Raw genomic sequence first — 23,266 nt, 5'->3', positions numbered from 1 at the left:
AGCGCCCCGCGGCAAGCGGACATCGCCGCCACCGAACACAACGCACACAGGCCGTCCCAGGAGCATCCCATGAGCCAAGCCCATCCCGCCACGCCGTTCAAGCCGAAGAAGTCGGTGGCCCTGTCCGGCACCGCCGCCGGCAACACCGCGCTGTGCACGGTCGGCCGCACCGGCAACGACCTGGCCTATCGCGGCTACGACATCCTCGACTTCGCGCAGACCGCCGAGTTCGAGGAGATCGCCTACCTGCTGGTGCACGGCAAGCTACCGAGCGCGGCCGAGCTGCGCGGCTACAAGGCGAAGCTGAAGTCGCTGCGCGGGCTGCCGGCCGCGGTCAAGGCCGCGCTGGAGGAGCTGCCGGCCTCGGCGCACCCGATGGACGTGATGCGCACCGGCGTGTCGGTGCTGGGCTGCGTGCTGCCGGAAAAGGACGACCACAACCATCCGGGCGCGCGCGACATCGCCGACAGGCTGATGGCCTCGCTCGGCTCGATGCTGCTGTACTGGTACCACTGGAGCCACAACGGCCGCGTCATCGACGTCGAGACCGACGACGATTCCATCGGCGGCCACTTCCTGCACCTGTTGCACGGCCATCCGCCGAAGGACAGCTGGGTGCGGGCGATGCACACCTCGCTGATCCTGTACGCCGAGCACGAGTTCAACGCCTCGACCTTCGCCGGACGCGTCATCGCCGGCACCGGCAGCGACATGTACAGCGCGATCTGCGGCGCGATCGGCGCGCTGCGCGGGCCGAAGCACGGCGGGGCCAACGAGGTCGCGTTCGAGATCCAGAAGCGCTACGACACGCCCGACGAGGCCGAGGCCGACATCCGCGCGCGGGTCGAGCGCAAGGAAGTGGTGATCGGCTTCGGCCATCCGGTCTACACCGTGTCCGATCCGCGCAACCAGGTGATCAAGCAGGTGGCGAAGGACCTGTCCGAGGAAGCCGGCAGCACGAAGATGTACGACATCGCCGAGCGCCTGGAGACGGTGATGTGGGACATCAAGAAGATGTTCCCGAACCTCGACTGGTTCAGCGCGGTGAGCTACCACATGATGGGCGTGCCGACGGCGATGTTCACGCCGCTGTTCGTGATCTCGCGCACCAGCGGCTGGAGCGCGCACGTGATCGAACAGCGCATCGACGGCAAGATCATCCGCCCGAGCGCGAACTACACCGGTCCGGAAGACCGGACCTACGTGCCGATCGGCGAGCGCTGAGCGCTCGCAGGGAATCGGGAATGGGGAATCGGGAATAGCAGGAATGCGCCGGATTCCCCACGCAAGTCCGCACTGGAGCCGAGGTGCATGTCCAGCGGAGCATCACGCTTCCCGCTCTCCATTCCCTATTCCCCATTCCCTATTCCCCGCATCAAGCCAGCCATGAACAGCCAGCACCGAAAATCCCTTCCCGGTACCACGCTCGACTGGTTCGACGCGCGCGAAGCCGTCGAGGCCGTCCGCCCGGGCGCCTGGGCCACGCTGCCGTATACCGCGCGCGTGCACGCCGAGAACATCGTGCGGCGCGCGGATCCCGAACGCATCGACGACTATCTCGTGCAGCTGGTCGAACGCCGCCGCGACCTCGACTTCCCCTGGTTCCCGGCGCGCGTGGTGTGCCACGACATCCTCGGCCAGACCGCACTGGTCGACCTGGCCGGCCTGCGCGATGCGATCGCCGACCAAGGCGGCGATCCGGCCCGGGTCAATCCCGTGGTGCCGGTGCAGCTGATCGTCGACCACTCGCTGTCGGTGGAATGCGGCGGCAGCGATCCGGACGCGTTCGCCGGCAACCGCGCGATCGAGGATCGCCGCAACGCCGACCGCTTCCACTTCATCGACTGGACGAAGCGCGCGTTCCGCAACGTCGACGTGATCCCGCCGGGCAACGGGATCATGCACCAGATCAACCTGGAGAAGATGTCGCCGGTGGTGTACGTGCAGGACGGCGTCGCCTTCCCCGACACCTGCGTCGGCACCGACAGCCACACCCCGCACGTGGATGCGCTGGGCGTGATCGCGATCGGCGTCGGCGGGCTCGAGGCCGAGAACGTGATGCTCGGCCGCGCCTCTTGGATGCGCACGCCGGACATGATCGGCGTCGAACTCACCGGCAGGCCCGCGCCGGGCATCACCGCCACCGACGTGGTGCTGGCGCTGACTGAATTCCTGCGCCAGCAGAAGGTGGTCGGCGCCTATCTCGAATTCCGCGGTCCGGGCGCGGCGGCGCTGACCGTCGGCGACCGCGCCACGATCTCGAACATGGCGCCCGAGTACGGCGCGACCGCGGCGATGTTCTTCATCGACGACAACACCCTCGACTACTTGCGCCTGACCGGCCGCGAGGACGCGCAGGTGGCGCTGGTGGAAACCTACGCGAAGGCTGCCGGACTGTGGGCCGACGACCTCGCGCACGCGCGCTACGAGCGCACCCTGCACTTCGATCTCTCGACGGTCGTGCGCAACATGGCCGGTCCGTCGAACCCGCACCGGCGGCTGCCGACCAGCGCGCTGGCCGAGCGCGGCATCGCCGACGCCGCCAAGCGCGACGCCGGCGTGGCCGGCGAAGCGCAGGGCCTGATGCCCGACGGCGCGGTGATCATCGCCGCGATCACCTCCTGCACCAATACCTCCAATCCGCGCAACGTGATCGCCGCCGGCCTGCTTGCGCGCAACGCCAACGCGAAAGGGCTGGTTCGCAAGCCCTGGGTCAAGAGCTCGCTCGCGCCGGGTTCGAAGGCGGTGCAGCTGTACCTGGAGGAAGCCGGCCTGCTCGGCGAGCTCGAACGGCTCGGCTTCGGCATCGTCGGCTTCGCCTGCACCACCTGCAACGGCATGAGCGGTGCGCTGGACCCGGCGATCCAGAAGGAGATCATCGAGCGCGACCTGTACTCGGTGGCGGTGCTCTCGGGCAACCGCAACTTCGATGGCCGCATCCACCCCTATGCGAAGCAGGCCTTTCTCGCCTCGCCGCCGCTGGTGATCGCATACGCCATCGCCGGCACCATCCGCTTCGACATCGAGAAGGACGCGCTGGGGTTCGACGCGGACGGCAACCCGGTCACGCTCAAGGACCTGTGGCCGGACGACGCCGAGATCGACGCGGTGGTCAAGGCCAGCGTCAAGCCGGAACAGTACCGTCAGGTGTACGGGCCGATGTTCAAGCTGCAGGTCGACAGCGGCGAGCGGGTGAGCCCGCTGTACGACTGGCGCCCGCAGAGCACCTACATCCGCCGCCCGCCGTACTGGGAAGGCGCGCTCGCCGGCGAACGCACGCTGCGCGGCATGCGCGCGCTGGCGGTGCTCGGCGACAACATCACCACCGACCACCTCTCGCCCTCGAATGCGATCCAGGCCGGCAGCGCGGCCGGCGAGTACCTGGCGAAGATGGGCCTGCCGGAGGAGGACTTCAATTCCTACGCCACCCATCGCGGCGACCATCTCACCGCGCAACGCGCGACCTTCGCCAACCCGAAGCTGCTCAACGAGATGGTGCGCGACGCCGGGGGCAACGTGGTGCAGGGCTCGCTCGCGCGGATCGAGCCGGAGGGCGAGGTGGTGCGGATGTGGGAGGCGATCGAGACCTACATGCAGCGACACCAGCCGCTGCTGATCGTCGCCGGCGCCGACTACGGCCAGGGCAGTTCGCGCGACTGGGCGGCCAAGGGCGTGCGCCTGGCGGGCGTGGAGGCGATCGTCGCCGAGGGCTTCGAGCGCATCCACCGCACCAACCTGGTGGGGATGGGCGTGCTGCCGCTGGAATTCGAACCGGGCACCACGCGGCTGACCCTCGGCATCGACGGCAGCGAGACCTTCGACGTGGTCGGCGAGCGCTCGCCGGGCTCGTCGATGACGCTGGTGATCCACCGCAAGGATGGCGAGACGGTCGAGGTCCCGGTGACCTGCCGCCTGGATTCGGACGAGGAGCAGTCGATCTTTGAGGCCGGCGGCGTGCTGCAGCGCTTCGCCCAGGATTTCCTGGCCCAGACAAAGGCGGCGTAACCGTAGCCCGGATAAGCGCAGCGCATCCGGGACCCCGCGCATGCGTCCGGTGCCGCATGTGGGATCGCGGGAACACGAGGACGGCGCGTTCGCGGCCGGGGCCGCGGAGGCTGGCCTGCAGCGCTGGGTTATCCCCGGATGCGCTGCGCTTATCCGGGCTACGGGGGAAGGAGACGACCCGCAACGGGGCAACACACGGAGGATGTCGAAGGCGGGTACGGAGGTTCGTCGTGGGAAGACATCCACTCGCAAGGAGACAAGCGTGAGCGAATCCACCATCACCACCGGCACCGTCCGCCTGCACCGCGTGCTGCGCGCGCCGCCCGAGCGCGTCTACCGCGCCTTCCTCGACGCCGACGCGATGGTGAAATGGCTGCCGCCGAACGGCTTCACCGGGACCATGCACGCGTTCGACCCGCGCGTCGGCGGCGGCTACCGGATGTCGTTCACCAATTTCGGCACCGGGTCCAGCCACTCCTTCCGCGTGACCTACGACGAGCTGGTGCCCAACGAACGCATCCGCCAGACCGATACCTTCGACAATCCCGGGTTGCCCGGCGAGATGCAGGTGACGGTGACGCTGAAGAAGAGCATCGCCGGCACCGAACTGCAGGTCGAGCAGGCGGGCATCCCGGCCGCGATCCCGGTGGACTTCTGCTACATGGGCTGGCAGGAATCGCTGGACATGCTGGCGAAGCTGGTCGAACCCGAGATCCCCGATGGCGCGTGAACAGGCGCCCGCAGAAGCAGCCGGTGCTGGTCCCCGGCGTCGCCCCCAGGCAGGGCGAGGGCCCGCCGCATGAGAATGCAGCGGCGGCTCATGTGCAGGATGTCACCCCGAGCGCAGCGAGGGGTCTGGCTGGGCCGTAGCAGATCCCTCGCTACGCTCGGGATGACAGGGGTCTTGATGGTGCGGCCACCGGCGGGATTCACATCGACCAAACCCTGGAGCCGGCGGAGTATTCGCACAATTGGAAGACCCGCACCAATGGACCACCAGCAAAGGGAGACAACGACATGGCACTGAAGTACGGCGTCAAACAACTGGTCGCAGCGGCCAACGCGCGCATCACCACCCTGCCGGTGGAGGATGCGAAGGCGTTGCTCGGCGATCCGGGCGTCGTGTTCGTCGACCTCCGCGACGTGCGCGAGCTCGAGCGCGAGGGCATGGTGCCCGGCGCCTTCCACGCGCCACGCGGCATGCTCGAGTTCTGGGTCGATCCGGACAGCCCCTACTTCAAGCCGGTATTCGGCGAGCAGCGGCGGTTCGTGCTGTATTGCCAGTCGGGCTGGCGTTCGGCGCTGGCGACCGCGACGCTGCAGGACATGGGGCTGCCCGACGTGGCCCATGTCGCCGGCGGCTTCCATGCCTGGAAGGACGCGGGCGGCGAGGTCGCGCCGCGTCCGTCGCGTGACTGAATCCAGGAACGACCTTCGGCGCGCCCCGGAGCGGATCGCCGCCGCGGCGCAGGACGCGTCGCATCCCGCAAGCTGCTCCCGCCCGCTGCATCTCTGAACTTCCCTCGGAACGCCTCGCCATGACAGACCAGCTCCGCATCCCCGCCACCTACATGCGTGGCGGCACGTCCAAGGGCGTGTTCTTCCGCCTCGAGGACCTGCCGGAGGCGGCACGCGTGCCCGGCCCCGCGCGCGATGCGCTGCTGATGCGGGTGATCGGCTCGCCCGATCCCTACGGCAAGCACACCGACGGCATGGGCGGCGCGACGTCCAGCACCAGCAAGTGCGTGATCGTCTCGAAGGCCTCGGTGCCGGACCACGATGTCGACTATCTCTACGGCCAGGTGTCGATCGACTCCGCCTTCGTCGACTGGAGCGGCAACTGCGGCAACCTGTCCTCGGCGGTCGGACCTTTCGCGATCGCGGGCGGCCTGCTCGACCCAGCACGCGTGCCGCAGAACGGTACCTGCACGGTGCGCATCTGGCAGGCCAACATCGGCAAGACCATCCTCGCCCGGGTGCCGGTGGTCGACGGGCATGTGCGCGAGCTCGGCGATTTCGAACTCGACGGCGTGGCCTTCCCCGCGGCGGAGATCGTGCTGGAGTTCCTCGATCCGTCCGACGAAGGCGAGGATGGTGGCGCGATGTTCCCCACCGGCCAGCTGGTCGACACGCTGGACGTGCCCGGCGTCGGCCCGTTGCGGGCGACGATGATCAGCGCCGGCATCCCTACCGTGTTCATCGACGCGGCCGACCTCGGGTTCGAGGGCACCGAGCTGCAGCCGGCGATCAACGAAGCCCCGGCGGCGCTTGCCAGGCTGGAGGCGATCCGCGTCGCGGGCGCGCTGCGCATGGGCCTGATCCGTACGCCGGAGGAAGCGCTCAGGCGCCAGCACACGCCGAAGGTCGCGTTCGTCGCGCCGCCGAAGGACTACGTGTCGAGCAGCGGAAAACGCGTGGCCGCCAGCGACATCGACCTCAACGTACGCGCGCTGTCGATGGGCAAGCTGCACCACGCGATGATGGGCACCGCTTCGGTCGCGATCGCCACGGCCGCCGCGATCCCCGGCACGCTGGTGAACCTCGCCGCCGGCGGCGGGCCGCGCGACGTGGTGCGCTTCGGCCACCCCTCCGGCACCCTGCGCGTGGGTGCGGCGGTGGCGCAGGTGGACGGCCGCTGGACGGTGACGAAGGCGGTCATGTCGCGTTCGGCGCGGGTGCTGATGGAGGGTGCGGTGCGCGTGCCTGGCGGGTGATCTCACGTATGTCACCCCGAGCGCAGCCAGGGGTCTGGCTCCGGGCTGCTGCAGATCCTTCGCTGCGCTCGGGATGACAGGGGGAAATACCAACGCCGCCCCCGCCACGCCACTACCCACTACGGATCCCGCTGCCCGAACCGCTCGCCGAAGAAGTCGCCGTCGTTCCAGCGCGGCCGCTGCGCCACGTCGCCGACGATGCGGCCGATGCGCGCGTTGAGCGTGGCCAGGCGCGCGGCGTCGCCGTACTGGATCGGCAGGTCCACCTGGTCGCAGGGCTGGTGGTAGCAGTGGCGCAGGAACCAGGTGGCCGCCAGCTTGGGATCCTGGTCCGGACGCGCGCCGACCACGCCGCCCATCAGGTACACCGCCGGCACGCCGCTGCGGACGAAGGCGTACTGGTCGCTGCGCACGAACACGGTTTCCTCGGGGAACGGATCGGGCGAGAGCGCGACGCCCACGTCTTTCGCCGCGGCGTCCAGCGCATCCTTCAGGGAAGAATGCTCGACCCCGATCGGCACGACGTCGGTGGTCGGCGCGGTCAGCATCGGCATGTCCATGTTGATGTTGGCCACCAGAGCGCCGTCGACCGAAGGCCGGCGCGCGAACCACTCCGCGCCCAGCAGCCCCTTCTCTTCCGCGGTCAGCGCCACGAACACCATCGAGCGCTTCGGCGCCGGGCCGGCCGCCAGTTCGCGGGCGGCCTCGAGCAGGATCGCCACGCCCAGCGCGTTGTCGATCGCGCCGTTGTGGATGCCATCGCCCTCGACCTCGGCGCCGACGCCGATATGGTCCAGGTGCGCGGTGTAGACCACGTGCTCCGGCGCCAGCCCGGGATCGCTGCCGGGGATGCGCGCGACCACGTTGCGCGAGTCCAGCGGTTCGATCCGGGTGCGCGCGCCCAGGCGCAACGTGCCCGCCAGCGGGAAGCCTTTCAGCGTACCCTCGCGCGCGGCATCGAACAGCTGCGCCGCGGTGCGGTCGCCGCCCGCGAACAGTTCGTCGGCCGCCGCGGCGCTGACCACCGCGCCGGCCTGCAGTTGCGGCCAGGTGTCGATGCCGCGGCCATCGGCGTCGCGCAGCCGCATCGAGGGCTTGTCCGCGTTCTGCACCGTGCGTGCCCAAGGCTGGCGCACCTCGTCGTCGGCGGTGTTGACGTAGACCACGCCGACCGCGCCGCGCTCCACCACGTTGCGCAGCTTCTCGCGCGTGGACGAATGGAAGGCGCGCCGGGTGTGGTCGAAGCGCGCCGGCGCGCCGCCGAACATCACCGCGATCGCGCCGCGCAGGTCGAGCCCGGCGAAGTCGTCGTGGCCCAGCTCCGGCGCGTGCACCGCCTGGCCGACGAACACCGCCGGCGCTTCGAGCACGGCCTGCGGCGCGTTGTAGTTCGGCATCGGCAGGAACTGCCCGCGATAGGCCAGCGCGCTGCGCCTGCCGTCGCGCACGATCTCCATCCGCGCGCCGTCCTCGACCAGGGTCGCCCGCAGCAGCGGCACCGACTGGAAGAACGTGCCGTCGTCGCCGGCGGGCGCCAGGCCGATCTGCGCATAGCGCTTCGCCACGTACTCCGCCGCGCGGTCGTAGCCGGGCGTGCCGGTTTCGCGGCCTTCCATCGCGTCGTCGGCCAGCGCGCGCACGTCGGCTTCGATGCGCTGGCCCGCGGGTGTGTCGTTGGTCGGCGGCGGGGTGGCGGGCAACGCGGCGCCGTCCGCGGGCGCGGCGGCGGGCTGCGCTGCGCCGGCAGGCGTGGCGTCGCGCTGGCAGGCCGCGAGCGGCAGGCACAGCAGCAGGAGGGCGGTGGCGGGGTGCAGGCGCATCGGCGTTGAACGGGTGCGGGAGTGCCCGGACGCTAGCATCGGCACCGGCGTGCGACAACACGTCCGCCGCCGCGAAAAACACGCTGCGGCAACATCCCCTGCCTATGATGGCGGGAGCGCCCATCGCGCGCCGGCTTGATCATGGTCAATGCCGCCACAGCGGATGTGCGCGAACCTGGCGCCGACGCGCCGCTTCGGGGAAAGTCCGAAGCGATGCCGGCCGATGCGGACACCGCAGGCGCGGCCTGCGACCACCTTCCCGATGACCCGACGCACGAGGTGACGACATGGGCAATGCCTCCGATCTGCCGATGCAGCTGTGGAAAGCCAATCTCGACCTGCAGCTGCGGCTCGGCCGCCTGCTCCAGGACAGCGGGCGCGAATGGATGGAACTGGGCACGCGCGCCGCCGGCGAAGGCGCAGCGGAGCTCGATGCCGAGTTCCGCAAGCTGCTGGGCGGCGGCGACTGGCAGGGCCTGGCCGCACTGCCGGTGGAGGCGTTCTGGCGCCAGGCCGAGCAACGCGTCGGCGACGGCCAGGCCATCAACCAGCTCGCGCTGCAGGTGCAGGACGGTTTCGTCCGCGGCGTGGTCGAGGCGCTGCAGGACTGGCAGGCGCAGCTCGCCGACGCCTGGTCCGGCGCGGGCGTCGCCGTGGGCGCGACCCCGGACCTGGCGCAGGCATGGGAGGGGCTGGTCGCGAACTGGGAATCCGGCCTGGCGAGTCTGGTGCCGGTCCCCGCGCGCGCGGCCACGGCGCGCAGGACGCCGGCCGCCGCCGCGGGCAAGCCTGCCGCGAAGCGCACTTCCGCCGGGAAGCCTGCCGCGAAGGGCCCGGCCGCGAAGAAGGCCGTCGCCGCGAGATCCGCCGCGAAGAAGCCGGCCGCGAACAGGTCCGCATCCCGCAAGACCGCCCCGGCGAAGAAGGGATCGCGCAAGCGTGGCGGTTGACCCCGCGGCGATCGCAGCGCCGGCGGTGGCCGAATCCACCCCCTCCTGGCATGCGATCGAAGCGGACGAGGCCCTGCGGCGACTCGCCGCGAGCCCGGAGGGGCTGGCGCCGGACGCCGCCGCGCGGCGGCTGCACGAACACGGCGCCAACGCGCTGCCGCCGCCGGCGCACACGCCCGGCTGGTGCCGCCTGCTGCGCCAGTTCAACGATCCGCTGATCCTGTTCCTGCTCGCCGCCGCGGTGGTCGCGGCGGTGCTGGCGCACTATGTCGACGCCGGCGTGATCGCCGCGGTGGTGCTGGTCAACGCCATCGTCGGCTTCGTGCAGGAGGGGCGCGCCGAGCAGGCGCTGTCGGCGTTGCGCTCGATGCTGGCGCCGTCGGCGCGGGTGCTGCGCGGCGGCGCCCGGATGCAGGTGGCGGTGGAGAGCCTGGTGCCCGGCGACGTGCTGCTGCTGGAGGCCGGCGATCGCATCGCCGCCGACGCGCGCCTGCTGCGCGGGCGCGGCCTGCGCGTGGACGAATCGGTGCTCACCGGGGAATCGGTGCCGGTGGAGAAGTCGGTCGAGCCGGTCGCTGCCGGCGCCGATCTCGGCGGCCGCACCTCGATGCTCTACTCCGGCACCCTGGTCGCCGCGGGCCAGGCGACGGCGCTGGTGGTGGCCACCGGTCCGCAGACCCAGATCGGCCACATCGGCACCCTGCTCGGCCAGGTCGAGTCGCTGACCACGCCGCTGCTGCAGCAGATCGCGCGCTTCGGCAAGATGTTCACCACGGTCGCGCTGGTCGCGGCCGCCGCCCTGCTGCTGTTCGCGGTCGGCGTCCGCGGTTACGGCTGGCTCGATGCGCTGATGATCGTGGTCGCGCTCGCCGTCGGCGCCATCCCCGAAGGCCTGCCCGCGGTCATCACCATCACCCTGGCCATCGGCGTGCGGCGCATGGCCGCGCGCAACGCGATCGTGCGCCGGCTGCCGGCGGTGGAGACGCTGGGCGCGACCACCGTGATCTGTTCGGACAAGACCGGCACCCTGACCCGCAACGAGATGACCGCGCGCAGCATCGCCACCGTCGCCGGGCGGGTGGAAGCCGAAGGCGGCGGCTACGCGCCGAACGGGGCGTTGGCGGCCCGCGAAGGCGGGGACGCCGCGCTGGCCGCGGCGCAGCGCGTGGCGCGGATCGGCCTGCTGTGCAACGACGCGCAGCTGCATGCCGCGGACGATGGCCACTGGCGCATCGACGGCGATCCGATGGAGGCGGCGCTGCTGGCGCTGGCCGGCAAGGCCGGCTTCGACGGCGCGGCGATGCGCAACACGCATCCGCGGCTGGACGAAGTGCCGTTCGACGCCGCGCACCGGTTCATGGCGACGCTGCACGCCGATGCCGAGGGCGCGGGCGCGCTGGTGTGCGTCAAGGGCGCGCCGGAGCAGGTGTTGGCGCTGTGCACGGCGCAGGCCGGTCGCGACGGTGCCGCCGCGCGGCTCGAACCCGCGTTCTGGCAGCAGGCGATCGATGCCGCCGGCGCCGAGGGGCAGCGCGTGCTCGGCTTCGCCTGGCGCCGGGTCGAGCCGGTGCCGGAGCGCTTCGCGCTCGATGACATCGGCGAGCTGGTGTTCGCCGGCCTCGTCGGCTTCATCGACCCGCCGCGCGAGGAGGCGGTCCGCGCGGTCGCCGACTGCCGCGCCGCCGGCATCGCGGTGAAGATGATCACCGGCGACCACGCCGCCACCGCCGCCGCGATCGCCGCGCAGCTGCGGCTCGCCGACGACATCCGCGTGGTCACCGGGCAGGAGCTCGAGGGCGTGGCGGACGCCGACCTGCCCGCACTGGCCGAGCGCGCCAGCGTGTTCGCCCGCACCACGCCCGAGCACAAATTGCGGATCGTGCGCGCGCTGCAGTCGCGCGGCCACACCGTGGCGATGACCGGCGACGGGGTCAACGACGCGCCTTCGCTCAAGCAGGCCGACATCGGCGTGGCGATGGGCCACAAGGGCACCGAGGCGGCGAAGGAGGCCAGCGGCATGGTCCTGGCCGACGACAACTTCGCCTCGATCGCGGCCGCCGTGCACGAAGGCCGCGCGGTCTACGACAACATCCGCAAGGTCATCGCCTTCACCCTGCCCACCAATGGCGGCGAGGCGCTGGCGGTGATCCTGGCGATCATGTTCGGCTGGGTGCTGCCGATGACGCCGCCGCAGATCCTGTGGATCAACATGGTGCTGGCCATCACCCTGGGCCTGGCGCTCGCGTTCGAACCGCCGGAACGCGGGGTGATGGCGCGCCCGCCGCGCCGTCGCGACGCGCCGCTGGTCTCGGCCTTCATGCTGTGGCGGATCGTGCTGGTGTCGATCCTGTTCAGCGTCGGCGCCTTCGGCATCTTCGCCTGGGCACAGGCGCGCGGGCACGACGTCGCCACCACGCGCACGATGGTGGTGAACATGTTCTGCGCGATGGAGATCTTCTACCTGTTCAGCGTGCGCTACCTGTACGGCACCTCGTTCTCGCTGCGCGGGCTGCGCGGCACGCCCGCGGTGCTGTGGGCGATCGTGGCGGTGGTGCTGGCGCAACTCGCCTTCACCTACCTGCCGTGGATGCACCTGCTGTTCGACAGCCGGCCGGTGCCGCTGTTCGAGGGCATCGTGATCGTGGCATCCGGGGCGGCGCTGATGGGTCTGCTGGAACTGGAGAAGGCGCTGCTGCGGCGGCTCGGCGTGTTCGAGGAACTGAGGCCGCTGGCGGTCCCGCCGGCGGCGAGGGAAGCGGCATGAGCCATATCCGCGGCATCCTGCTCGCCACCGACCTCGGCGCGCGCTGCGACCGTGCGACCGAACGCGCACTGCGGCTTGCCCGCCAGTTCGGCGGTCCGGCGCTGGCCGCCACCGTGGTCGAGCCCTCCGCGCAGCTGGCCCGACGCGTGCCGCGCTACGAGCTGCCGTCCTGGTACCGCGAACCGGCGCCGTTGCTGCAGGCCGAGCGCCGGCTGCGCCGCGACCTCGATGGCGGGGCGCAGCCGTGGGAGGTGTGGGTCGGCGAAGGCCGCGCCGGCGAACAGGTCGCGGGCCTGCTCGACGCGATGCCGGCGGACACGCTGCTGCTCACCGGACCGGTGCGCGAGGGTGTGCTCGGGCCGACCGCGCTGGGTTCGACGGTGGATCGGCTGCTGCGTCGCGAGTGCGCGGCCCTGCTGATGGTGCGCGCGCGCGTCCACGCCGACTACCGGCACCTGCTGGTCGCCAGCGATTTCTCTGCGCCGTCGGCACAGGCGCTGCGGCGCGCGCGGGCCCTGTTTCCCGCGGCGCGGATCACCGTGCTGCACGGGGTGACCGTGCCGATGCTGGGCCTGCTCGACTCGACCCGCGACGAGGCGGTCGCGCAGGCGCTGGCCGAGGCGCGTTCGCAGGGCGAGACGTTCCTGGGCGAGGCCGGATTCGAAGGCGCGGAGCTGCTGGTGGAGTACGGCGATGCGGCGCGGCTGGCGCAGCAGTACCTCGAGACCTTCGCGGCGGACCTGGTGGTGCTCGGCACGCACGGCCACGGCGCGCTGTACGAACTGGTGGTGGGCAGCGTCGCGCGACGCCTGCTGGCCACCCTCGATGCCGATACGCTGGTGGTGCGCGGATGATGCCGCTGTACGGGGCCGGCACAGTGGCCGCGCGTGCGCGCACCGGTCGGAAAGCGCAATCGCCGTGGGCAGCGGCAGGCCACGCCGGGCGCGCGATCCAGCCGAGCCCATCACCAGGACCTGAAACGACCGCATGAACGGCCACGACGACGACCTGCGCATCCTGCGCAACCGCACCTTCGACGAACTCGCGGTCGGCGACACCGCGCGCATCGAACGCACGCTCACCGCGGACGACGTCGCGCTGTTCGCGGTGCTGTCGGGCGACGCCGGCCCGCAGCCCCCGGTCGACGCGGCCGCCGCCACCGGCGCCAGCGCGGTGATCGCGCACGGCATGTGGGGCGGCGCGATGATCGCGGCGGTGCTGGGCACGCGCCTGCCCGGCCCGGGCACGATCTACCTGCGGCAGGCGCTGCGCTTCCTGGCGCCGCTGAAGCCGGGCGAGCGCCTGGCCATCCAGGTCACCGTGGCCGCGCTGGATCCTGCGACCCGCGGCGTGACCCTGGCCTGCGCCTGCACCCGCCAGGACGGCACCGTCGCGATCGAGGGCGAGGCCGAAGCGATCGCGCCGGACCAGCGCATCGAACGTCCGCGCGCGACCCTGCCCGGGATCCGCCTCGACGCCGCCGGCAACGATGGCCTGGCGCGCCTACTCGCGCATGTCGCGCCGCTGGACGCGATCCGGGTCGCGGTGGTGCATCCCTGCGATGCGCTGAGCCTGGCCGGCGCGCTGGATGCGCGCGATGCCGGCCTGATCGTGCCGGTGCTGGTGGGCCCGCGCACGCGGATCGAGGCCGCGGCGGCCGAAGCCGGCGTCGACCTCGCCGGGCTAGAGATCGAGGACGCGCCGCACAGCCATGCCGCCGCCACGCGCGCCGCCGAGCTCGCGCGCGAGGGCAAGGTCGAGGCACTGATGAAGGGCAGCCTGCATACCGACGAGCTGATGGGCGCGGTGGTTTCCCCGGCCTCCGGTCTGCGCACCAAGCGCCGGGTCAGCCACTGCTTCGTGCTGCAGACGCCGCACTACCCGCGGCCGTTCATCGTCACCGATGCCGCGATCAACCTCGCGCCGGACCTCGCGCAGAAGGCCGACATCGTGCGCAATGCGATCGACCTGGCGCACGTGATCGGCGTGCAGACGCCGAAGGTCGCGATCCTGGCCGCGGTGGAGACCGTGACGCCGTCGATGCCGGCTACCCTCGACGCCGCCGCGCTGTGCAAGATGGCCGACCGCGGGCAGATCGAGGGCGGCGTGCTCGACGGCCCGCTGGCCTTCGACAACGCGGTTTCGATCGCCGCCGCGCGCACCAAGGGCATCGTCTCCGAGGTCGCCGGCCAGGCCGACATCCTGGTGGTGCCCGACCTGGAAAGCGGCAACATGCTCGCCAAGCAGGTGATGTTCATGGGCGATGCCGCCAGCGCCGGCATCGTGCTCGGCGCCAAAGTGCCGGTGGTGCTCACCAGCCGCGCCGACTCCAGCCAATCGCGCATGGCCTCCTGCGCCATCGCCCTGATGCTCGCCCACCGCTACCGCACCGCCCCCCCCTGACCCGTAGCCCGGATAAGCGCAGCGCATCCGGGGTGGCGCGGGTTTCCCGGATGCGCTGCGCTTATCCGGGCTACGTCTCTGGCCAAGCAGGTGATGTTCATGGGCGATGCCGCCAGCGCCGGCCTCGTGCTCGGCGCCAGGGTGTCGGTGGTGCTCACCAGCCGCGCCGACTCCAGCCAATCGCGCATGGCCTCGTGCGCCATCGCCCTAATGCTCGCCCACCGCTACCGCACCGCCCCCCTGACCCGCCCCGTCCCCGCCGTAGCCCGGATAAGCGCAGCGCATCCGGGACAAGCCGCCACGCACCGCCCATCTCCTTCGCATGCAAGCCGCCGTAGCCCGGACAAGCGAAGCGCCTCCGGGACCGTGCCGCCGCGCGCACCCGCGCCTCCGGCGCGTTCTCATCCGCCCTCGGGACCTCCTCCCGCAAGCGCGAGAAGGAACACCCGGAACCTCGACTCTGTACCCGTCCCGTAGCCCGGATAAGCGCAGCGCCTCCGGGGTCGCGCGGGCTTTCCCGGATGCGCTGCGCTTATCCGGGCTACGGCTCCTGACGCGGCCTTGACTCTGGACCTGGGTCCAGGGTGCAGACTGGCCGTCCTCCCCACCGGAGACCGCCATGTCCAGCATGAGCATCGGACAACTCGCGCAGCAGGCCGGCGTCGCCATCGACACCGTGCGCTACTACGAGCGCAGCGCGTTGCTGGCGCCGGCCGGCCGGCTGGCCTCGGGCTACCGGCGCTACGGCAGCGCCGAGGTGAAGCGGCTGCGTTTCATCCGCCGCGCCAAGGCGCTCGGCTTCTCGCTGGAGGATATCCGCGAATTGTTGTCCCTGGGCGAAGGCTGCACCGATCCCTCGTCGCCCGATACCCACCTGTCATCTCGACCGAAGGGAGAGATCCCCGCCCGGACCCGAAGATCTCTCCCTGCGGTCGAGATGACAACGTGGAGCGACGTCGCCGCCGTCAAGCGCGCCGCGCAGCGCCGGCTGGCTGACGTCGAGGCCCGCATTGCCGAACTCGAACGCATGCGCGACGGCCTCAGGACCCTGGTCGCCGCCTGCCCCGGGCACGGCCGCGCCGAGGCCTGCCCGATCCTCAACGCGCTGGCCGGGGAGGACGCCGAATGACCACGTCGCACCCGCACGCGCCACACGAACCGGGCCCGACGCCCGCGCCGCGCGACCCCGTCTGCGGCATGACCGTCAAGCCCGACTTGCCGCACCGCGTCGAACATGCCGGCCGCACCTGGCGCTTCTGCTCCGCGCGCTGCGCGGAAAAGTTCGCCGCCGATCCGTCCCGCTACGCGGCGGCCACCGCGCCCGCATCGTGCTGCGGCAACTACGCCAGCCACGCCAGCGCGCCGCAACCGCCGCCCGAATCGCTCCCCGCAGGCACGATGTACACCTGCCCGATGCACCCGGAGATCCGCCAGGACCATCCCGGCACCTGTCCGCTGTGCGGCATGGCGCTCGAGCCGGAGATGCCCAGCCTGGACGAAGGCGACAACCCCGAGTTGCGCGACTTCTCGCGCCGCTTCTGGTGGACCCTGCCGCTGACCGCCGTGGTGTTCGTGCTGGCCATGTTCGGCCACCGCCTGCATCTGTTCGGCATGTCTACCCAGAGCTGGATCGAACTGGTGCTGGCCACGCCGGTGGTGCTGTGGGCCGGCGCGCCGTTCTTCGTGCGCGGCTGGCAGTCGATCCGCAACCGCAGTCCGAACATGTGGACGCTGATCTCGCTCGGCGTCGGCGCGGCGTATCTCTACAGCGTGGTCGCCACGGTCGCGCCGGGCGTGTTCCCGGCCGCGTTCGCGTCGATGGGGCGCGTGTCGGTGTACTTCGAGGCCGCGGCGGTGATCATCTCGCTCACCCTGCTGGGCCAGCTGCTGGAACTCAAGGCGCGCGCGCAGACCTCCGCCGCGATCCGTTCGCTGCTCCAGCTCGCGCCGAAGACCGCGCGCCGCCTGCGCGACGACGGCACCGAGGAGGACATCCCGCTCGAACACGTGCACGTCGGCGACCGCCTGCGCGTGCGTCCGGGCGAGAAGGTGCCGGTCGACGGCGTGGTGGTCGAAGGCGGCAGCAGCATCGACGAATCCATGCTCACCGGCGAACCACTGCCGGTGCGCAAGGCCGAAGGCGACCGCGTGATCGGCGCCACCCTCAACACCGCCGGCGCGCTGGTGATCCGCGCCGAGCGCGTCGGCGCGGCGACCCTGCTGTCGCAGATCGTGCAGATGGTGGCGCAGGCGCAGCGCTCGAAGGCGCCGATGCAGCGGCTGGCCGACGTGGTCGCCGGACGCTTCGTGCTGGGCGTGGTGACGGTCGCGATCGTCGCGTTCTTCGCCTGGGGCCTGTTCGGCCCGGAACCGGGCTGGGTCTTCGGCCTGATCGCCGCGGTCTCGGTGCTGATCATCGCCTGTCCTTGCGCGCTGGGGCTGGCGACGCCGATGTCGATCATGGTCGCCACCGGGCGCGGCGCCACCCGCGGCGTGCTGTTCCGCGATGCCGCGGCGATCGAGCGGCTGCGCGAGGTCGACACCCTGGTCGTGGACAAGACCGGCACCCTCACCGAGGGCCGCCCGGCATTCGGCGAGGCGCACGCCGCCGACGGCTTCGATGCCGACCAGGTACTGCACCTGGCCGCCAGCCTCGACCAGGGCAGCGAACACCCGCTGGCCGACGCGATCGTCGCCGCCGCACGCGAACGCGGCATGGCGCTGGCGCCGGTGGAAGATTTCGAATCGAGCTCCGGCATCGGCGTGCGCGGCCGCGTCGAAGGCCAACCGCTGGCGCTCGGCAACACCGCGCTGATGCGCGAGGTCGGGATCGATCCGGCGCCGCTGTCCGCGCGTGCGGAGGCGCTGCGCGGCGAGGGCGCCAGCGTGATGTTCCTCGCCGTCGACGGCGCGCTGGCCGGGCTGCTGTCGATCTCGGATCCGGTCAAGGCCAGCACGCCCGACGCCCTGGCCGCGCTGCGCGATTCCGGGCTGCGCATCGTCATGGCCACCGGCGACGGCCTGACCACGGCCCACGCCGTGGCCGCGCGCTTGGGCATCGACGAGGTGCACGGCGAGGTACGCCCCGAAGACAAGCTCAAGCTCATCGAACGCCTGCAATCGGAAGGACGCGTGGTGGCGATGGCCGGCGACGGCATCAACGACGCGCCGGCGCTGGCGCGCGCCGACGTCGGCATCGCCATGGGCACCGGCACCGACGTGGCGATGGACAGCGCCCAGGTCACCCTGGTCAAGGGCGACCTGCGCGGCATCGCGACGGCACGCGCGCTGTCGCAGGCCACCGTGCGCAACATGCGCCAGAACCTGTGGTTCGCGCTGGCCTACAACGGCCTGGGCGTGCCGATCGCGGCGGGCGTGCTGTATCCGTTCACCGGCCTGCTGCTGTCGCCGATGATCGCGGCGTTGGCGATGAGCCTGAGCTCGGCCTCGGTGGTCGGCAACGCGTTGCGGTTGCGCGGGCAGCGGCTTGCAATCGCGGATGTGCCGCGGGAGGCTGGGGCATGAGTTCGAAGACGGACGACCGCGACGCCACCGGCGGGGATCTCGTGCTGGTTCTCAACTGCGGCTCGTCCAGCATCAAGTTCGCGCTGTTCGATGCTGGCCAGGAGCCATTGCCGCGCACGCCCGCGTGGAACGGCAAGGTGCAGGGCATCGGCGGCCCGTCGCCGACCTATGGCGAGACCGGCATCGATCCCGCGCCGGTGGACCTCGCCGGCGAACACCCGCACCTCGCCGCGTTGCAGCGCATCCGCGAAGGCGTGGTCGCGCGGCTGGACGGCCGTCGCCTGGCCGCCGTCGCGCATCGCGTGGTGCACGGCGGCAGCCGCTACTTCGACCCCGTGCGCGTCGACGCCGGCGTGCTGCAGGACCTCGAGGGCTACATCCCGCTCGCGCCGCTGCACCAGCCCTTCGCGCTGGAGGCCATCGACATCCTGCTGCGCGAGAACCCGGACCTGCCGCAGGTCGCCTGCTTCGATACCGGCTTCCACCACACCCTGCCCGACGTTGAGAAGATCCTGCCGCTGCCCTGGGACGCCTGGCGGCGCGGCCTGCGTCGCTACGGCTTCCACGGCCTGTCGTACGAGTACATGGCCACCGCCTTGCCCGAGCGCCATGGCGAACTCGCGGAGGGTCGTGTGGTGGTCGCGCACCTGGGCAGCGGCGCCAGCCTGTGCGCGATGCGGGGCCTGGAGAGCGTCGCCACCACCATGGGTTTCTCCGCGCTCGACGGGCTGATGATGGGCACCCGCACCGGCGCGCTCGATCCCGGCGCGCTGCTGTACCTGATGGAGATCGAGAAGCTCTCGCTGGAGGAGGTGGCGCAGACGCTCTACCACCGCTCCGGCCTGCTCGGCGTGTCGGGGATTTCGTCCGAACCGCGCGTGATCGTGCGCCACGAAGGCGACGACGGCGAGCCCGGCGAACGCGCGCGCCTGGCGCTGGCGCTGTACGTGCGCCGCATCGTGCGCGAGATCGGCGCCATGGCCGCGGTGCTCGGCGGACTCGACCTGCTGGTGTTCACCGCCGGCGTGGGCGAGCACAACGCCTTCGTGCGCGAGCGCATCTGCCGCGACCTGGCGTTCCTGGGTGTTGAGCTGGATCAAGGCGCCAACGCCGCCGATGCGGCGATCATCTCCAGCGACGACAGCCGCGTCCGGGTCGGCGTGGAACCGACCAACGAAGAATGGATCGCGGCGCGCGACGCCATCGCCGTGGTGCGCGGACAATGACATGACGCGGCCAGGGAAAACCGGGGTCAGAGTCGAATTTCCCCCAGTAAGTCGACAGCCGTACCGACGTTTGGGGAAATTCGACTCTGACCCCTGTTTTCACCCCGGTTCACACGCGACGGGAGACACCCGCAATGCTGCTCGGCCTCGAAGTCGAACTCTGGAAACTGCTGCTGGCCCTGGTGCTGGTGCCGCTGGCAGCGATCGCGCTGCTGAACCTCGCGCTGCGCCGCCGCGGCGGCGTGGCCATGGTCTGGGGCGGCGTGATCTTCGTGTTGATGGCCGCGCTGGTCGCGGTGCTGGTCATCCTGGACAAGGTGCGCCTGTGAGCGCATGACGCACCGGCGCAATGCATCGCGCGAACACGCGCGCCGCAGGGGTCAGATTCGAATTTCCCCCGTTCTGTCGACAGCTGTATCGATGCCCAGGGAAATTCGACTCTGACCCTGGTTTTCCCGAAGGAGGCAAGACCCATGGCCCACCCCGACACCCCACGCGCCCGCTGGCTCGCCGGCCACGGCCCGATCGCGCACCGCGTCGCCACCGTCGAACGGGTCGACGCGCTGCTCGCGCGCCTGGTCGCCGGTGGCCGCATCGCCGATGAGGACACGGGCTGGGCCCTGTTCGCCGCCGCCGACCGCATCGCCTGCGTGGCGATGAGCGTGGTCGCGCACATGACCTACGCACGCCGCTTCGATCCGGAAGGCACACCGCTGGAAGCCGACGACTTCAAACCCGTGCCCGAAGGCCACACCGGCGGCTCGCTCAACATGGTGCCGGCCTTCGTCGCCTACCTGCTGGCCAACGCGCTCACCGCCACCACCCGCGGCTGGATCATGGGCCAGGGCCACTGCGTGGCCGCGATCGAGGCGGTGAACGCGCTCACCGGCGACGTCTCCCCGAACCAGCGTGGCCGCTACGACCGCAGCGCCGAAGGCCTCTCGCGCCTGTGCGCGGACTTCTATTCCTACGCCATCGACGCCAACGGCCGTCCCGCCGTGCCGCTGGGCAGCCACGCCGGCGCCAATACCGCGGGTGCGGTGTCGGAAGGCGGCTACCTGGGCTTCGCCGGCCTGCAGTACGTGCACATGCCGCTGCCCGGCGAATCGCTGGTGGCCTTCCTCAGCGACGGCGCGTTCGAGGAGCAGCGCGGCGCGGACTGGGCGCCGCGCTGGTGGCGCGCGAGCGACAGCGGCTTCGCGATCCCGGTGATGATCCTCAACGGCCGCCGCATCGAGCAGCGCACCCAGATCGTGCAGGAAGGCGGCGCCGACTGGCTGGCCGAGGACGTGCGCCACAACGGCTTCGAGCCGGTGATCGTCGATGGCCGCGACCCGGCCGCCATCGCCTGCGCCATCGTCGAGAGCGAGGACGCGCTGCGCGCCTTCGCCGCCGATCCCGCCCGCACCTATCCCGCGCCGCTGCCCTACGTGATCGCCGAGACCGAGAAGGGCTTCGGCTTCCCCGGCGCCGGCACCAATGCCGCGCACAACCTGCCGCTGCGCGGCAACCCGCACCACGATGCCGGAACGCGCGCCGTGTTCAACGACAGCGCCGCGCTACTGCACGTGCCGCCGGCGGACCTCGACGCGGCGCTCGCCGCCTTCGCCACCCACGCCGCGCAGGGCCGCCCGCCGGAAAGCGCGCATCCCATGGCGCGCCGCAACCCGCCCGCGCCCACCCTGCCCGAACCGGAATGGGCCGAGCCCGGCAGCACCGGCAGCGCCATGACCGCGCTCGACGACTGGTTCGTCGACTGCGTGCGCGCCAACCCCGGCCTGCGCATCCGAGTGGGCAATCCCGACGAACTGGCCAGCAACAAGATGGGCGGCACCCTGGCGCTGCTGCGGCACCGGGTGAACGAACCCGAGCCCGGTGTGGCCGAGGACCTGCACGGCGCGGTGATCACCGCGCTCAACGAGGAAGCCGTCGCCGCCGCCGCGCTCGGCAACAAGGGCGGACTCAACCTGATCGTCAGCTATGAGGCCTTCGCCATGAAGATGCTCGGGCTGATGCGCCAGGAGATCATCTTCGCCCGCCACCAGCGCGAGGCCGGCCACCCGCCCGGCTGGCTGCCGGTGCCGCTGATCGTCACCTCGCACACCTGGGAAAACTCGAAGAACGAACAGTCGCACCAGGACCCCACCATCGGCGAGGCCCTGCTGGGCGAGATGTCCGACACCGCGCGCGTGCTGTTCCCGGTCGACGGCAACACCGCCGTCGCCGCGTTGCGTGACGTCTACGCCGGCCGCGGCCAGCTCGCCTGCCTGGTGGTCTCCAAGCGCGAGGTGGGGCAGCACTTCGATGCGCAGGCTGCGCAGGCGCTGGTGCGTGATGGTGCGGCGCATGTGGCGGGGGATCCGGCGACGGCGAAGGTGCAGCTGGTGGCGATTGGTGCGTACCAGCTGGAGGAAGCACTGAAGGCGCGGGCGCACCTGGCCGAGCGTGGGTTGGAGGCGTGCGTCAGCGTGATCATCGAGCCGGGGCGGTTGCGGATTCCGCGCGACGAGCTGGAAGAAGCGTTCGTGCTGGACGAGGCGCGACTGCAGGCGCTGTTTCCGCCGGGGCTGCCGCGGGTGCTGCTGACCCACACGCGGCCCGAGGCGATGCTGGGGCTGCTGCGGCGGATCGATGATGGGCCGGCGAAGACGCGGGCGCTGGGATACATCAGTCGGGGTGGAACGCTGGACGTGGCGGGGATGTTGCTCGCCAACCGGTGCACTTGGGCGCATGCGGTGGATTCGGCGGCGGTGGCTGCCGGTTGGTCACGTGAGACGATGCTGGATGCACCGCTGCGTGACGCAGTCGATGGTAGCGGAATCCTAGGCTAGTGCGCGACTTAGAGACTGCTCGCTGCCTCGATAGACGGTCTACTTGCCGACGTATCGACCTCATCGGCCTCCATGCCGGGCGTCGCCGAATGTGCCGGGAGTAGCGGGCAGTCCACGATGCGGGCAACCCCTTGGTTGCCGTAGAAGAATCGGATTGACCCTCCTTGCTCCGGGGAGCATATTCCGCAATACACCCCGGAAAAGGTCCAAACGCTGTTTGGAGGCTTATGGAGAGATTGCTCAAGGCCGTGGATTTCCTGAGCGGCGAGTGGATGCTAAAGAACAGATCGAACGGAGGTGCTCTGATCTTCCTAAGATCCGCCTTAGTTTCTACACTGATCTTTGCTGCTGGCGTCTCCATAAAGTGCGCAGTAGACCCTACAAGCGGCAGCGATCTCTCCTTCTTTCAATTCAGGCTAGAGATCAGAGATCATCTCGGCTGGTTAGGAGCAACCTTTGCGGCAACTTATGCAGGGTTCTACGCGAGGTACGCGAGTCAATGGAGCTACCTAGCGAGCCTGTACAACCAAATCATGGCAACAGCTTCCGGCCTCACTGACGAGCAAAGAAAAAGCAGTAGCTTCCTCAACTGGCAGGCGGCTTTCATTGAAGATAGCTACTTTCTTCATCTAGACAGAAAGAAGGTCTTCTCTGTCATCATTGAGCAGATGCTTGCAGATCAAACGATCCTGAAATGCTTTGTAGAGTCGGCCCCGAGCGATGTTGTGGATGATGTACTCACTCGTTACAAGGTTGAACGACCAGCCGCCTGACAACTCATTTAAGCCAATGCTGCTTCGCGGCGCGGCTTAGCTCTGGGGTAAGGTCGCACAAGGAGCGATGATGGCTATCAAGAAGATCCGTCCTCCCAAGCCCCCAAAACCCCCAGACCGTTTGCAAAACATGCAGACCATACGTCCGCTCGGTAAAACGAAGTGGGTGCGGGCTCATTGGCGTTGGGACTATGAAAGACATGCATGGGAGTGGGTGCTAGGTCACTGGAGCAAGTGACGGGATCAATGGGGGCC

16 protein-coding genes are annotated in these 23,266 nt (G+C 70.5%); 15 read left to right on the top strand and 1 reads right to left on the bottom strand.

What is annotated here, in order from left to right:
* Positions 1–69: 69 nt before the first annotated feature.
* From prpC to prpF, 5 genes are all read left to right on the top strand, one after another.
* The gene (gene prpC, locus JMO03_RS05005; RefSeq protein WP_202840966.1) at positions 70–1,224 is read left to right on the top strand and encodes a bifunctional 2-methylcitrate synthase/citrate synthase; all 1,155 of its coding nucleotides are present in this window, start codon (positions 70–72) and stop codon (positions 1,222–1,224) included.
* Between the two features lie 162 nt (positions 1,225–1,386).
* Positions 1,387–4,005 carry a Fe/S-dependent 2-methylisocitrate dehydratase AcnD gene (gene acnD / locus JMO03_RS05000; RefSeq protein ID WP_202840964.1) on the top strand — a complete coding sequence of 873 codons (2,619 nt, stop codon included), beginning with the start codon at positions 1,387–1,389 and terminating at the stop codon, positions 4,003–4,005.
* Between the two features lie 277 nt (positions 4,006–4,282).
* Positions 4,283–4,735 carry an SRPBCC family protein gene (locus JMO03_RS04995; RefSeq protein ID WP_337926363.1) on the top strand — a complete coding sequence of 151 codons (453 nt, stop codon included), beginning with the start codon at positions 4,283–4,285 and terminating at the stop codon, positions 4,733–4,735.
* A gap of 287 nt (positions 4,736–5,022) precedes the next feature.
* Positions 5,023–5,424 carry a rhodanese-like domain-containing protein gene (locus tag JMO03_RS04990; protein WP_202840960.1) on the top strand — a complete coding sequence of 134 codons (402 nt, stop codon included), beginning with the start codon at positions 5,023–5,025 and terminating at the stop codon, positions 5,422–5,424.
* A 119-nt stretch (positions 5,425–5,543) separates the two neighbouring features.
* Positions 5,544–6,719, top strand: coding sequence for a 2-methylaconitate cis-trans isomerase PrpF (prpF, locus tag JMO03_RS04985; RefSeq protein ID WP_202840957.1), 1,176 nt, complete (start codon positions 5,544–5,546; stop codon positions 6,717–6,719).
* Between the two features lie 119 nt (positions 6,720–6,838).
* Here prpF and JMO03_RS04980 read toward each other — a convergent pair whose 3' ends face one another.
* Positions 6,839–8,539 (bottom strand): M28 family metallopeptidase, encoded by a 1,701-nt coding sequence (locus JMO03_RS04980; protein ID WP_202840955.1) that lies wholly within the window; start codon positions 8,537–8,539, stop codon positions 6,839–6,841.
* Between the two features lie 287 nt (positions 8,540–8,826).
* On the opposite strand from JMO03_RS04980, the gene JMO03_RS04975 reads away from it, so the two are divergent.
* From JMO03_RS04975 to JMO03_RS04930, 10 genes are all read left to right on the top strand, one after another.
* Positions 8,827–9,489, top strand: coding sequence for a phasin family protein (locus JMO03_RS04975; RefSeq protein WP_238345903.1), 663 nt, complete (start codon positions 8,827–8,829; stop codon positions 9,487–9,489).
* Entirely contained in the window at positions 9,479–12,253 is a 2,775-nt protein-coding gene (locus JMO03_RS04970; protein ID WP_202840952.1) for an HAD-IC family P-type ATPase, read from the top strand. Before JMO03_RS04975 ends, JMO03_RS04970 begins: the two co-directional genes overlap by 11 nt.
* Complete coding sequence (locus tag JMO03_RS04965; protein ID WP_202840950.1) at positions 12,250–13,107, top strand: universal stress protein; 858 nt, start codon at positions 12,250–12,252, stop codon at positions 13,105–13,107. The genes JMO03_RS04970 and JMO03_RS04965 overlap by 4 nt, the downstream gene beginning before the upstream one ends.
* A gap of 133 nt (positions 13,108–13,240) precedes the next feature.
* Positions 13,241–14,656 (top strand): bifunctional enoyl-CoA hydratase/phosphate acetyltransferase, encoded by a 1,416-nt coding sequence (locus tag JMO03_RS04960; protein ID WP_202840948.1) that lies wholly within the window; start codon positions 13,241–13,243, stop codon positions 14,654–14,656.
* A gap of 628 nt (positions 14,657–15,284) precedes the next feature.
* The gene (locus tag JMO03_RS04955; protein WP_425491781.1) at positions 15,285–15,785 is read left to right on the top strand and encodes a heavy metal-responsive transcriptional regulator; all 501 of its coding nucleotides are present in this window, start codon (positions 15,285–15,287) and stop codon (positions 15,783–15,785) included.
* Positions 15,782–18,181, top strand: coding sequence for a heavy metal translocating P-type ATPase (locus JMO03_RS04950; RefSeq protein ID WP_202840944.1), 2,400 nt, complete (start codon positions 15,782–15,784; stop codon positions 18,179–18,181). The genes JMO03_RS04955 and JMO03_RS04950 overlap by 4 nt, the downstream gene beginning before the upstream one ends.
* A complete protein-coding gene (locus tag JMO03_RS04945; protein ID WP_202840942.1) occupies positions 18,178–19,407 on the top strand; it encodes an acetate/propionate family kinase in 1,230 nt (409 codons plus the stop codon). The genes JMO03_RS04950 and JMO03_RS04945 overlap by 4 nt, the downstream gene beginning before the upstream one ends.
* Before the next feature lie 134 nt (positions 19,408–19,541).
* The gene (locus tag JMO03_RS04940) at positions 19,542–19,736 is read left to right on the top strand and encodes a hypothetical protein (RefSeq protein ID WP_202840934.1); all 195 of its coding nucleotides are present in this window, start codon (positions 19,542–19,544) and stop codon (positions 19,734–19,736) included.
* Positions 19,737–20,063: 327 nt separating this feature from the next.
* A complete protein-coding gene (locus JMO03_RS04935) occupies positions 20,064–22,238 on the top strand; it encodes a phosphoketolase family protein (RefSeq protein WP_425491780.1) in 2,175 nt (724 codons plus the stop codon).
* 227 nt (positions 22,239–22,465) lie between these two features.
* Positions 22,466–23,011 carry a hypothetical protein gene (locus JMO03_RS04930; protein WP_202840930.1) on the top strand — a complete coding sequence of 182 codons (546 nt, stop codon included), beginning with the start codon at positions 22,466–22,468 and terminating at the stop codon, positions 23,009–23,011.
* Positions 23,012–23,266: the final 255 nt, after the last annotated feature.

The sequence above is a fragment of the Luteimonas saliphila genome, from assembly GCF_016774335.1.
In the GTDB taxonomy this organism is placed as follows: Bacteria; Pseudomonadota; Gammaproteobacteria; order Xanthomonadales; family Xanthomonadaceae; genus Luteimonas; species Luteimonas saliphila.
The sequence above is the reverse complement of the archived record's forward strand: the minus strand, read 5'-3'. Positions and strand labels throughout refer to the sequence as shown.